The following is a 13,280-nucleotide window of genomic DNA, read 5'->3' as shown; positions in this document are numbered from 1 at the left end:
TTCACATAAAACTAATACCGAATGGGAATCCAAATAAAAGTCCCCACCGTGGGAGAATCCATTTCTGAAGTAACGATTGCCAACTGGTTAAAGAAAGACGGCGATGTGGTTCAGCTCGACGAAGTGATTGCCGAGCTGGAGTCTGACAAAGCCACTTTTGAGCTTACCGCCCAGAGCGCAGGCGTTCTGAAAATAATCAAACAAAAAGGAGAGACTGTTCCGATCGGTGATGTGATCTGCGAGATTGAACCCAACGGACAGGCTTCGGCTGCCAAGGCTGAGACCAAGGCGCAGCCAGCTCCTGCAGCACAGGCACAGGCCCCGAAAGCAACCGGTGGTGTTAAAGAGATGAAAGTTCCTGCAGTAGGTGAGTCCATCACGGAAGTAACCATCTCAACCTGGCTGAAGAAAGACGGTGACTTTGTACAGATCGATGATGTGATCGCAGAAGTAGAGTCTGACAAGGCAACGTTTGAGCTGCCGGCAGAAGCTACCGGCATTCTCCGCATTGTGGCGCAGGAGAAAACCACTTTGCCTATCGGCGGATTGATCTGCAGGATCGAGATCGCAGAAGGCGCACCTGCCGCAACAGCGAAAGCAGCACAACCCACGGCAACGGCAGCACCTGCCAGCACCGGAGACAAGTCATATGCCGCAGGACATCCGTCACCGGCAGCGGCCAAGATCCTCGACGAAAAAGGCATCGCTCCCGGCCAGGTACAAGGCTCGGGCGTGGGTGGCAGGATCACCAAAGACGACGCCCAGAAGGCACAGGCTCCCGCAGCCAAACCCGCAGAATCGAAAGCAGCACCGGCAGGTCCTCCCGTGATCTCTGAAGGTACCAGCCGCAACGAGCGCAGGGAGAAAATGACCTCGCTTCGCAAGACCATCGCAAGGCGCCTGGTATCGGTGAAAAATGAAACGGCCATGCTCACCACGTTCAACGAGGTGGATATGAAGCCGATCATGGATATGCGTTCCAAGTACAAAGATCAGTTCAAAGAAAAATATGGCGTGGGCCTCGGCTTCATGTCGTTCTTTGCCAAAGCGGTTTGCACAGCGCTGAAAGATTTCCCTGCGGTGAACGCTTCCATCGATAAAGACGAGATCGTATACCACGATTATTGTGATATCTCCATCGCCGTATCAACCCCCCGCGGGCTGGTGGTGCCTGTGATCCGCAATGCCGATAAGCTGAGCTTTGCACAGATCGAAAGTGAAGTGGTAAGGCTTGCTACCCGTGGGCGCGACGGCAAGCTCTCCATCGAAGAGATGACCGGTGGAACCTTCTCCATCACCAATGGTGGTGTGTTCGGCTCCATGCTGTCTACACCGATCATCAACCCGCCGCAGTCTGCCATATTGGGCATGCACAACATTGTTGAGCGCCCCGTGGCGAAGAACGGCGAGGTGGTGATCAGGCCCATCATGTACCTGGCGCTGTCATACGATCACCGCATTGTAGACGGAAGAGAATCCGTGAGCTTCCTCGTGCGCGTGAAGGAGATGCTTGAAGATCCAGGAAGATTGATTTTAGGTGTTTAAAAAAATATATTCACACAGAAAGGATCTTCAACGAGATCCTTTTCTTCTAAATTCACATTATGCAATACAACGTTGTAGTTATTGGCTCAGGGCCTGGTGGCTATGTTGCTGCCATCCGTTCGGCACAGCTTGGTTTTAAAACCGCCATCATCGAAAAATACGATACCCTGGGTGGCACCTGCCTCAATGTGGGATGTATCCCTTCCAAGGCAATGCTCGATTCTTCCGAGCACTTTCACAATGCCAAAGAGCATTTCAAAGAGCACGGCATCGACATTCCGGCGCCCAAAGTGAATTTCACACAGATGGTGAAACGGAAAGGTGATGTGGTAAAAGCCAATGTTGATGGCATCGCTTTCCTGATGAAGAAGAACAAGATCGACGTTCACACCGGCGTAGGATCTTTTGTCGACAAGAATACGATCAAGATCACTGCTAAAGATGGAAAGGAAACCACCATCACCACAGAAAAAGTGATCATCGCTACAGGCTCCAAGCCCACGCCGCTGCCTTTCGCGCCGTTCGATAAGAAGCGTATCATCTCCAGCACGGAAGCGCTCGAGCTGAAAGAAGTGCCGCAGCACCTGATCGTGATCGGCGGTGGTGTGATCGGAATGGAGCTCGGCTCCGTATACGCGCGCATCGGTTCGAAAGTGACGGTGGTAGAGTTTCTTGACAGCCTCATCCCCACCATGGATGGCACGATGGGCAAAGAGCTGCAGCGCTCCGCGAAAAAGCTCGGCATGGATTTCTACCTGGGCCACAAAGTGACTGCCGTAGAGAACAAAGGAAAAGAAGTGATCGTGAAAGCCGAAGCCAAAGACGGAAAAGCGATCGAGCTGAAAGGCGATTACTGCCTGGTGAGCATCGGCAGGAGGCCTTATACCGATGGCCTTGGACTGGATAAGGTTGGCATCGAAACCGTGAAAGGGCAGATCCCTGTTGACGATCACCTGAAAACAAAAGTGGACAACATCTACGCTATCGGCGATGTGGTGAAGGGAGCGATGCTGGCGCACAAGGCAGAAGAAGAAGGTGTTTATGTTGCCGAGCAGCTTGCGGGCCAGAAGCCTCACGTGAATTACCTGCTCATCCCCGGCGTTGTTTACACCTGGCCGGAAGTTGCGAGTGTTGGTTATACCGAAGAGCAATTGAAAAGCGCGGGCCGTGCTTACAAGACCGGCAGCTTCCCTTACAAAGCATTGGGAAGAGCTCGCGCCAGCATGGATCTCGATGGGCTTGTAAAAATACTTGCCGACAAACAGACTGACGAGATCCTGGGCGTTCACATCATTGGTGCGCGCGCAGCGGATATGATCGCAGCAGGCGTTACAGCCATGGAATTCCGTGCTTCAGCCGAAGACGTTGCCAGAATGTCGCACGCACATCCTACCTATATGGAGGCTGTGAAGGAGGCATGTCTTGCGGCGACTGCCAACAGGCCGATCCATTTATAAAATATCAAGGATCCTGGGTAAAAACAGGCACTCAATTTTTGAGAACAGCCTTAATCTTTACATCGCCGGCAACGGCCGGGTACACATTCCGGTGGGTGTTGCCCAGGATCCTCTTATATCCTTTCTGAAACAAATCGGTCAAAAAGCCGGAATCCAGGAATTATCGTAAAAGAAAATCATTGAAAAAGGCCGTGGATCTATCGACCTCAAATCCACACCGGGCACGTGGACTAAATTTTACGATTGCGCTACCTGCTACAATTCCCGAAATGAGCCAACGCAGCATTTTGAGAAACGCTGTCACATCTTAAGTTTCCCGCAAAAACTTACACGCGTTTAGTCGTGCCCTACATCTGCAGGGCCTGGGTGCTATTACCCTTTATTTTTGGTAATGGTCAATGAAAAGATTAATCTGGATAAAGCTTTAATTGTAGACCGAAAACGCATTATCCTGTCGAAAAAGATCGCTTTATACTGCACGCTATTTGCCATCGTTCATTTTTTTCTTGACCTGGGCCAGGAGCTTTACCAGTCTGCAGTGTTTGATCTGGTGATTGCCGCCATGATCTTTTGCTGTTACCTGCTCAACCGTTTGGGATTTTATCAGCCTGCAACGTTCATCGGTCTGTTCCTGATCAATGTAGCCATCGGGTTGTACTCGAGTGTGGTTCCGAGAGAAGTAGGCGTGTACCTGTACTACTTTCCGCTGATGGCCATATCCTCTGCGTTGTTCGGTCCCGCGCAGCGTTCCAAACGTTATTTTTTCATGATGATGCCGTTCCTTTTCCTGGTGCTGTTGTTCCTTACCGATTTCCAGGTGCTGGGCAATTATTCATTTCCTGCGGAAGGCACGACTAAATTATTTTTTCTGATCAATAGCCTGTCCAGCGGTTTCATTCTGGTGATGTGTATCAATTTTATGCTGAAGCTGAACGCCACTTCAGAGCAGCAGCTGCAGCAGCTGGCCGAGGAGGTCAACGCCAAGAACGATGACCTGGAACGCACCAACCTCGAGCTCGACCGTTTCTTATACAGCACGTCGCATGACCTTCGTTCGCCGCTATCGTCAATCAAAGGACTGATCAACGTGGCGCGATACGATACGCACGATAAAAAGATCCATGGCTACTTTAACATGATGACCGACCGTGTTGAAAGGCTTGAGAATTTTATCAAAGACATCATCGATTATTCAAAAAATGCCCGCACAGAGCTTCGTCACGAGAAGGTTGATTTTAACGCGCTGATCTCGGAGGTAACAGACAACCTGAAATACTTCGAAGGCGCAAGCTCCATTGAATTCAAAAACGAAGTGAGCATCGATCAGCCGGTGCTGGCGGACAAGACCAGGCTTAGCGTTGTGCTGAACAACCTCATCGCGAACGCTATCAAGTATCACGACATGCGCAAAGAGCAGAGGTGGATCGACGTGAAGGTGAGCGATTCCATGGGTGAGATCAAGCTGGTGGTATCAGACAATGGCACCGGCATTCACAAGGAGCATCAGCAGCGGATCTTCGAAATGTTTTACCGCGGCACGTTGCAATCCACCGGCTCCGGCCTGGGACTTTACATCGTGAAGCAGGCTGTGGAGAAAATGAAGGGCACCATCACCGTACAATCGGAAGCCGGGCGTGGGGCTTCGTTCTTTATAACGGTGCCTGTAACTGCTTCCTGATCCGGTGTTGAATATAGGCGCGCAGACCGATGCCCATCACGAGTGGTATCAGCGCGTAGTGCATTTTCTGTGGTAAGAACGGCCACGTGAGCAGCAGCAGTACAGAAAGGATCGCTACCGCGAAGAAATATTTTTCAAGCCATTTCGGTTTTTTGATGAAAGCGATCACGGCAACGAGATGCGTAGGCAATGCCCATAAGAGATTCATGTTCCTGGCCGCTGCCTTGTGATCGGTAGCAACCCACAACAGCAGGAACAGCAGCCCCAGCAATCCCAGCACCGTAAACAGCACCACATCCACACCATTTGAAAGTTTGTTTCTCTTGATGTCGAAGAAGCTGATCACCGCCAGGATCACAAATACGATGCTGAATACTACAAGTGGCGTCAGGGTTGTGTGCGGCATATCTTCTTCGCGCGATTCGTAGATGCTGATGCGTTCTTTTACCAGTGGCCGCACGGCGCCATCGCGGTTGATGGTGGCATGTGCAAAACCCGCTTCCACATAATCGGGCAGGAACATGTATTCATAAGGCGAGGCCTTTTTATCCATCGGCAGTCCCAGGCAGACATCGATGCCGAGGTCGCCCCAGGGTTGATACTTCAGGTACAGGTCCGTGAGCTCACGGATGGTGTAGTTAGTCTTGATGTGTGAGCCATCGAAGACCACACTGTCACCGAAAACTTTTTTGATCACCGCGGGCATTTTGGTGGCGCAGTTATCATAGAAGTAGTCGTAGCGGTAGTATTGATTTTCGGGTTTGGCATTCCATTCCAGGTAATCATAAAGCCGTTGCTTCTGCGCCTGGTTCAGGTTCAGCTTTTGCTCATGAACATAACGGTTGTTGAAGATGTAGTATCCTTCGAAGTGTTTATAGTTCCGGATAGCCATCTTGTAGTTGAGGTATCCTCTGGCAAAGTTGAGGTAGAAGTTCGGCTGATCGAAATCGAATACACCGTAGTCGTATGCTTCGTCGATACCCAGCTCGGCATCGTTGATCCTGAAGGCGCTGTGCCCGAATGCTGAATACAGCTCGCCCTGTCCAGGGCCGAAGGTGATCACGGAGATCTCAGCTTTGTCTGACAGCTTTACCTGGGCGTGACAGACCGTGGATATGATGAGAAGCAGGAATACGGCTTTTTTCATAACATGGGCAAATTCCCGAAATATAAGCAGCTTTTGAAGATGAAACGGAGCCTTTTACAAACTATCTTGCGGAGATGATCGGCGGTATTTCTGATAGTGTGAACATGCTCTCGAAGGTGACGTGGAAGCGTGCGTATAATGCTGCTAACATTTTATCATCGTATCATTATTCCAGGGCCGTAAAAAAACCTGCGATCAAGGGCATGCCCATCAGCATTTCATTCGAGCCCACAACATCGTGCAACCTGCGATGCCCTGAGTGCCCCAGCGGCCTCCGGTCATTTACACGGCCTACCGGTATGCTCGATCAGGCGCTGTTCAAAAATGTGATCGATCAGCTGTCGGGTACGTTGAGCTATCTCACATTTTATTTTCAGGGCGAGCCCTATCTCCATCCACGTTTTTTAGATATGGCTACGTATGCCGCTGACCGTGGCATCTATACGGCCACTTCCACCAACGCGCATTATCTGAAAGATGATGTAGCCAGGCGAACAGTGGAGTCAGGACTCGACAGGTTGATCATCTCCATCGATGGCACCACGCAGCAGACCTATGAAGCCTACCGTGTTGGCGGCGCGCTCGATAAGGTGATCGAAGGAACGCAAAACATCCTGGCGTGGAAAAAAAAGCTGCGCTCAAAAACACCACACGTTGTATTCCAGTTTTTGGTGGTGGCGCCCAACGAACACCAAATACCCGAGGTCTATGCGCTGGCAGAAAAACTTGGCGTAGACCAGGTTGTTTTAAAAACGGCACAGATATACGACTACGAGCAGGGTTCTGATCTGATCCCTAAACAGGAGAAGTACGCGCGGTATCGCAAGAATGCCGATGGTACTTACGCGATCAAAAATGCACTGGCAGACCATTGCTGGAAGATGTGGCACAGCTGCGTGATCACGTGGGACGGAAGGGTGGTGCCGTGCTGCTTTGATAAGGACGCGCATTTTGTGCTGGGCGACCTTGCTAAAAATTCTTTTGAAGAGATCTGGAGAGGAGAGAAGTATCAGCAGTTCCGCCAGTCGTTGCTGAGGTCGCGAAGTGAAATAGAGATCTGTAAAAATTGTACGGAAGGCACCCGGGTCTGGGCGTAGTTTCAGAGGCCTTTTTCCTTCAGCTGTTTTTCAAGCTTGGCGAAATCTACCGCGCCGCATTTTCCGCAGCCCGTTTCACATGCCGATCCTGACCGGAAGTTCCTGTAGACCAGGCGGACCAGGTAGATCACTGCGGCAATAAAGATCAATCCGATAATGATTTGCTGCATCATGGCTTCAAAATTAATGAATACACCCGGTAAACGCAGGATGTTCGGAAATAATTCTGATGTCCGGCACCGTTCATTTCTGAACATTTTTTACAAAGCGGTCGTTTCAAAACCCCTGTTTTTAGCTCAGAATGCAAGATGGCCTAAAATGGCACTGCAATTGACAGGCTGTGGCAGTCCATTTGAATCGAACGCTTATGCTTAAGAATTATCTGATCACCGCCTGGCGAAAGCTTTCCCGCGAAAAAGGCAGCACTTTACTCAACATATCGGGTCTTACGCTGGGGATCACCTGCAGTCTCATTTTGTTTTTATTGGTGAAGCACCTTTCGAGCTTCGATAATTACCATACAAAACGCGACAGGATTTACAGGGTCACTACAGAATCGGATGGCAACGACGGAAAATTTCATACACCGGGTGTTCCAACAGTACTGCCAGACGCTTTCCAGGGCGATTTTCCCGAAGCGGAAGAAGTTACGCTCACATCGTACCGCGCAAACTCCATGATCACCCTGCCGCAGGCCAATGGGGAATCTAAAAAATATAACGAGGAGCGCGGCGTTGTTTTCGCGCAGCCTAACTTCTTCAAGATTTTCGACAGGCCCATCATCATAGGCAGTGCCGAGAAAGGTCTTGACGATCCGAACGAAGCCATCATTTCCAAACGCCTTGCGCTGAAATATTTCGGTAAGGAAGACGCTGTTGGCGAAGTGGTGAAGTTCGATACCATGGAATACAAGATCACCGCTGTGATGGCGGATTACCCTGACAACACAGACTTTCCTTTCGACCTGATGCTCTCGTACATCACCATTAAAAAAGCGAGAGATGAAAACGGATGGGGCAGTATCTGGAGCGATGAGCAATGCTACTTTCTGCTGAAAGAAGGCGAAAGCATTGCCACCCTGGAAAAACGCATGCCTGCTTTTGTTGAAAAATACATAGGCAAAGAAAATTACGCTCATCAGACCTTTACGTTCCAGCCATTGGCGACGCTGCATTCTGACGATCGTTACTCTACTTATACTTACAACACAGCTCCCAAAGAAATGCTGATAACGTTGGGTGTGATCGCAGCATTTCTCATCGTAACAGCGTGTATCAACTTTATCAACCTGGCTACCGCCGAAGCGATCAAACGTTCAAAAGAGGTCGGCATCCGCAAAACATTGGGCAGCTCGCGCGGCCAGCTGGTACGCCAGTTCCTGGGTGAGACCACTTTGGTTACTGTTGTGGCCATGCTCGTTTCCCTCGGCATCACACAACTTCTGTTAGGCTTCCTCAATTCATTCCTGGAGCTGAACCTGGCGCTTGACTTCTCATCAGATAGACTCCTGTGGGCATTTATTATTTCAGTGACCGCCGTGGTATCGTTACTCTCGGGGTTGTATCCTTCGTTTGTTATTTCAGGATTCAAACCCGTGCTGGCGCTGAAGAACAAGATCAGCAGCCGTTCTACTTCCGGTTACAACCTGCGGCGAGGTCTTGTGGTGCTTCAGTTCGTGATATCGCAGTTCTTCATTATCGGCACCATTGTGCTGATCACGCAAATGAATTATTTCCAGAAGAAGTCGCTGGGCTTCCGACAGGATGCCGTGATCACGATACCCATACCTGAAACCGAGAACCCGGCCGCTGGCGATGGTGTGAGCAAGATGCGTACGCTGCGCGAAGAAATTTCGAAGCTTGCGGGTGTTGAAACGGCCAGCTTGAGCAGCACGCCACCGTCATCAGGGTCTGTGAATGGCACAAGCTTTAGGCTCGAAGGTGAGGGAGAAGATAAACGCAAGGATACCGCTATCAAACAGATCGACGGAAACTACCTTGATCTCTATGGCCTTGAGCTCGTAGCCGGAACGGGCATAGGTGACTACGACACGGCGCACAACTTCATTGTGAACGAGCAGCTGGTAAAAGTGGCGGGCTTCGATGATCCGAAAGATATTATCGGAAAGCGTATTCGATTCTGGGGCAGAACGCTGCCTGTGGTAGGTGTTGTGAAGAATTTCCACACGGTTTCATTGCGCGACCCTATCGGCCCTGTGGTGCTCATGAACAGGATCCGCGGATATCAAACCCTGTCGCTAAAGGTAAATCCTGCGCAAGTGCAGGAAGTGATCGGCCAGGTAAAGCCCAAATGGGAAGCCGCTTACCCTGAATATATTTTTGATTACAGCTTCCTCGATGAGCAGATCCGCGAGTTTTACGAAGGCGAGCAGAGGATGTCTATTCTCCTGAGCGTGTTCACGTCCATGGCCATCTTTATCGGATGCCTCGGTCTGTTTGGTCTCGCCACATTCATGGCCAATCAGAAAACAAAAGAGATCGGTGTGCGCAAGGTGCTTGGCGCTTCGGTTGAAGGTATCATTCTTCGCTTCTCTGCCGAGTATGTAAAACTGATCGTGATCGGGTTTGTGGTCGCAGCGCCACTGGCATGGTTTGTCATGAACGAATGGCTGAACGGATTTGCCTATAAGATCACCATAGGCGCAGGCGTATTCTTCGTGGGATTGGGCATTACGCTGTTCATCGCAGTGCTCACGGTAGGTTACAAGTCATTCAAGGCCGCCGTTGTCAATCCCGTGAACTCGCTTCGTTACGAATAATCCCGATAGCTATCGGGACCAAAACTTCTCTTATACTTTTCTGCGATAAACCCTTCAGGAGACGCCTGAAGGGTTTGTTATTTTTTATCGATCGATCTGAGGTATTCGATATCTCCCTGATCTTTTGCGCGGTTGTTGGCCTCTTTTTCTTTCAGAAGGTCACCTCTACTGATCACCTTAAATGAGACTCCCTTGTATTCTCCCTGTGCAGCGCGTTCGTAGCACTGATCAAAGTCATAGAGTCCGAATGCTTTCAAACTTTTCATCGGGTCTATCAGGAAGCCAGAGTCTCCAAGCGGAAACTGAGTAAATCCTGGGATCAACTCGAACGACCTGGCATTAGTCAATCCCTGAACGCCATGCCGGATCAAAATTTCTTTCAGCTTGCGAAGGTTCTCTTCTTCTGATTTGATCCAGAGATCCAGATCATGCGTGGCACGAACCAGTCCGTGGAAAGCAACTGCAAATCCACCCACAAGTAGATACTTCACGTCTGCCGAGTGCAGATCACGTAGAAAAGAAATGATCTCGTCATTCTCAAGGTCGATGGCCGTCATTGCTTCGAGACTTGGATTAGCGTTATGAAAAGAAACGGCAACCCTGTTCACTTTCGAGAACAGGGTTAACCGTCTATAATATTCATTGGTTTCGTTTACCAGCATGATCAAATCTCCTCACGCTTCTATCCTCTTACTAATCTAGTTGTTTTCCGGATTCAACACCACCTGCACGTAGTTCTTCGTGTCCAGGTATTTGTTCGCGGTATCTTTGAGATCTTTTAACGTAAGCGCATCGACTTTTTTCTCGTATGCTAAGATGCCTGCGGGGTCAGAACCCATCTCTACACTTTGCAGCAGCTGGCGCGCCCAGAAGGCGTTGTCTTTGATGTTCACCAGGTATTGCTGTTTCCAGGTTTCTTTCACTTTGTTGAGGTCGGCTTCCTGTGGACCGTTGGTTTTCACTTTGTCGATCTCTGCAAGCGTGGCAGCGATGAGCTTGTCTACATTCTCAGGACCGCAGGGCAGCGACGCAGTGATGGTGTAGTTCCCGTAGGGATATTTGCCCAGGCTGCCTGACATGCCACCGCCATACATTCCGCTCAGCTCTTCACGCAGTGTTTCGATCAGCTTGATGTTGAGCAGCTCCACCAGTGCCTGCAGCTTGAACTGGTCTGCGTCAGAATAAGTTGTTTCTCCGTTCCAAACCAGCCTGATGAAGCTCTTGGGCTCGCTGCCTTTTCTTACTTCTTTTTTCAACGGACCTTTTACAGGTCTCAGGCCCACATCCTTGAAGGTTGAAGTTTTTGCTGACGACGGAAGGCTGCCGAGGTAAGTGGCCAGCAAGGGTTTGATGGTGTTGAGATCGAATTTGCCCACGATAACAAATGTAAATCCGTTGGCATTTCCGAAGCGCTCTTTGTAGAACTGCAGTGCTTTCTGCTGATCGATCTTTGCAAAATTTTCAGGCTTGGGCAGCTTCGGTGCCCATACATGATCCTTGTACATAATTTTGAAAAGCGAGTCCTGGAAAGTGAACTGCGGATCTGACGCCATGTTCTGATACAATGCCTGCTGCTTGGTCACGAACGAGTTGAACAGCTCGCCATCTTCACGCGGCTGTGTGAAATACAGGTACGTGAGCTGCAGCATGCTTTCAAGATCGGTGGCGCTGCATTGGCCGCTCACCGATTCGGAGATCGCACCAATGCGGGGTGTAACCGTGGCATTTTTCCCGGCCAGCACTTTGCGCATATCGACGGGCGAGAACTGACCGGCACCCATTTGCGATACGATGGTGGAGGCAAACTCAGCGCTGAAACGGTCTTTGGGATCGGCCAGGTACTGACCTCCGAAACGAGATGCTACCATCACCACCTGATCGTTCTTGAAGTCAGTAGGTTTCAGGATCACTTTTACACCATTGCTCAGCGTGAGCTCAGTGATGCCAAGCGCATTATTCTCTTTCGACTTGTTATCTTTTGCGTTGCTGCTGCTTTTTTCGCTCACGATCTTTCCGGCAACGGGAGCTTTTTCAATCAGCGAAGAAGCGATCGCTTTTTCCTCATAAGGTTTGATATCGGCCTTCGCTGCATTTTCAGTCATGGTCAGCAGCTCTTCATTGGAAGGCAGCTTGAAATCAGCCTTGTCAGGCCCTGTCAGGATCACCAGCTTGTTATCAGTAACGGGAGGAATCGTTTTGGCGGTGTACTGGTTCACTTCGGCCAGCGTGATACCTTCCAAAAATTCTTTGTAGTAATTGAACTCGTTCTCGATGCCCGGCATAGGTTCCTGCTCCAGGAAGTGCTGCACATATTCGTTCACCAGGTTGGCCGATTCGGTTTTGTCGCGTTCGTTGTAAGCGCGCTCGATGCTTTTCATCAGCATTTTTTTGGTGCGGTCAAGCTCGGCAGGGGTGAAACCGAATTTACGGGCGCGCTCGTTCTCCTGCACCAGCGCCTGCACCGCCGGCTCCGGTCCGCCTTTGCTGATGTAAGCAAAAGAGCTGTAGGCTTCAAAACCTCTGGCCCAGCTGCTGATGCTGCTGGCACCAAAAACAAACGGCGGGTTGGCCTTCTGTGTGAGTTCCTGCATGCGCTGGCTCAGCATGGAAGTGAAAAGCCTGCGCACAAGATACTCGCGGTAATCGCCAAGCGTGGTTTCTTCTTTTGCTTTCTTGTAAGCATAGTAGATCTCGATAACATGGTTGGTGGCTTCTTTATCGGTGACCACCAGCCCTTCCGATGCTTTGCGTGCGGGCACGTCTGCCAGCGTACGCGGTTTTTCTTTTGCGGGGTTCTTTAATTTTTCAAAGTGTTTCTTCACCAGCCGCTCTGCTTCGGCAGGATCCATATCGCCCACAACGGCTACAGCCATGAGGTTGGGCCGGTACCAGTCTGCATAAAAACGTTTGATCACATCAGCCTTGAAACTTTTGATCACTTCCGCTTTACCAATAGGCAGGCGGTTGGCATATAGTGAGCCCTCGAACATTTTGGGATAGGTGACCCTGAACATGCGGTCTTCAGCACCTTTGCCAAGTCTTTCTTCTTCCAATACTACACCCCGCTCTTTGTCGATCTCGGCGCCATCGAAGGCTACCGTGCTGGCCCAGTCTTCAAGGATCTGAAACGCTTTTTCAACATTTTCTTTTTTCTCCGTAGGGATCGGTAAAATATAGACCGTTTCATTGAAGCCCGTGTAGGCATTTAGGTCTGCGCCAAACTCAACCCCAATAGACTGCAGGAAAGAGACAATGTCGTTTTTCTGAAAATTCTTCGAGCCATTGAAGGCCATGTGCTCAGTGAAGTGCGCGAGGCCTTGCTGATCGTCGTCTTCAAGAATGGAGCCGGCATTGACGATGAGGCGAAGCTCAACTTTCTTTTCCGGCTTTATATTTTTACGGATATAATAAGTCAGTCCGTTCGACAGTTTTCCGATCTTGACATGCGGATCGATTGGAAGTTTTTCTGCCAGCCGGTTCTGGGCAAGGCCAGCCTGTGACAATACCAGGGAGGCTACCAGCAGCAGGCCAGTGAAATGTTTCATGGGCGTTTTCATGCACGTTCAGTTTGGGGTTA

9 protein-coding genes are annotated in these 13,280 nt (G+C 50.1%); 5 read left to right on the top strand and 4 right to left on the bottom strand.

Going from position 1 to position 13,280, the window contains the following annotated elements; genetic code table 11:
* The first annotated feature begins 21 nt into the window (after positions 1-21).
* From odhB to KK083_RS18735, 3 genes are all read left to right on the top strand, one after another.
* Positions 22-1,545: a 2-oxoglutarate dehydrogenase complex dihydrolipoyllysine-residue succinyltransferase gene (gene odhB, locus KK083_RS18745; protein ID WP_254166035.1), complete on the top strand. Its 1,524-nt coding sequence runs from the start codon at positions 22-24 to the stop codon at positions 1,543-1,545.
* A 59-nt stretch (positions 1,546-1,604) separates the two neighbouring features.
* On the top strand, positions 1,605-3,002 hold the full coding sequence (gene lpdA, locus KK083_RS18740) for a dihydrolipoyl dehydrogenase (RefSeq protein WP_254166033.1): 1,398 nt from the start codon (positions 1,605-1,607) through the stop codon (positions 3,000-3,002).
* A gap of 391 nt (positions 3,003-3,393) precedes the next feature.
* On the top strand, positions 3,394-4,680 hold the full coding sequence (locus KK083_RS18735) for a sensor histidine kinase (RefSeq protein ID WP_254166031.1): 1,287 nt from the start codon (positions 3,394-3,396) through the stop codon (positions 4,678-4,680).
* Here KK083_RS18735 and KK083_RS18730 read toward each other — a convergent pair.
* The gene (locus KK083_RS18730; protein ID WP_254166029.1) at positions 4,652-5,827 is read right to left on the bottom strand and encodes a lipoprotein N-acyltransferase Lnb domain-containing protein; all 1,176 of its coding nucleotides are present in this window, start codon (positions 5,825-5,827) and stop codon (positions 4,652-4,654) included. The genes KK083_RS18735 and KK083_RS18730 overlap by 29 nt on opposite strands.
* 74 nt (positions 5,828-5,901) lie before the next feature.
* Between KK083_RS18730 and KK083_RS18725 the strand changes: the two genes are divergently transcribed.
* Positions 5,902-6,924: a radical SAM/SPASM domain-containing protein gene (locus tag KK083_RS18725; RefSeq protein ID WP_254166027.1), complete on the top strand. Its 1,023-nt coding sequence runs from the start codon at positions 5,902-5,904 to the stop codon at positions 6,922-6,924.
* A gap of 2 nt (positions 6,925-6,926) precedes the next feature.
* Here KK083_RS18725 and KK083_RS18720 read toward each other — a convergent pair whose 3' ends face one another.
* Complete coding sequence (locus tag KK083_RS18720) at positions 6,927-7,097, bottom strand: FeoB-associated Cys-rich membrane protein (RefSeq protein WP_254166025.1); 171 nt, start codon at positions 7,095-7,097, stop codon at positions 6,927-6,929.
* A gap of 194 nt (positions 7,098-7,291) precedes the next feature.
* On the opposite strand from KK083_RS18720, the gene KK083_RS18715 reads away from it, so the two are divergent.
* Positions 7,292-9,703, top strand: coding sequence for an ABC transporter permease (locus KK083_RS18715; RefSeq protein WP_254166023.1), 2,412 nt, complete (start codon positions 7,292-7,294; stop codon positions 9,701-9,703).
* A 77-nt stretch (positions 9,704-9,780) separates the two neighbouring features.
* On the opposite strand, the gene KK083_RS18710 is transcribed toward KK083_RS18715, so the two are convergent.
* Positions 9,781-10,365, bottom strand: a complete 585-nt coding sequence (locus KK083_RS18710; RefSeq protein ID WP_254166021.1) for a hypothetical protein — start codon at positions 10,363-10,365, stop codon at positions 9,781-9,783.
* A gap of 36 nt (positions 10,366-10,401) precedes the next feature.
* The gene (locus KK083_RS18705; RefSeq protein WP_254166019.1) at positions 10,402-13,260 is read right to left on the bottom strand and encodes a M16 family metallopeptidase; all 2,859 of its coding nucleotides are present in this window, start codon (positions 13,258-13,260) and stop codon (positions 10,402-10,404) included.
* Between the last annotated feature and the right edge of the window lie 20 nt (positions 13,261-13,280).

This window comes from Chryseosolibacter histidinae, assembly GCF_018598225.1.
Lineage (GTDB): Bacteria > Bacteroidota > Bacteroidia > Cytophagales > Cyclobacteriaceae > Chryseosolibacter > Chryseosolibacter histidini.
The sequence above is the reverse complement of the archived record's forward strand: the minus strand, read 5'-3'. Positions and strand labels throughout refer to the sequence as shown.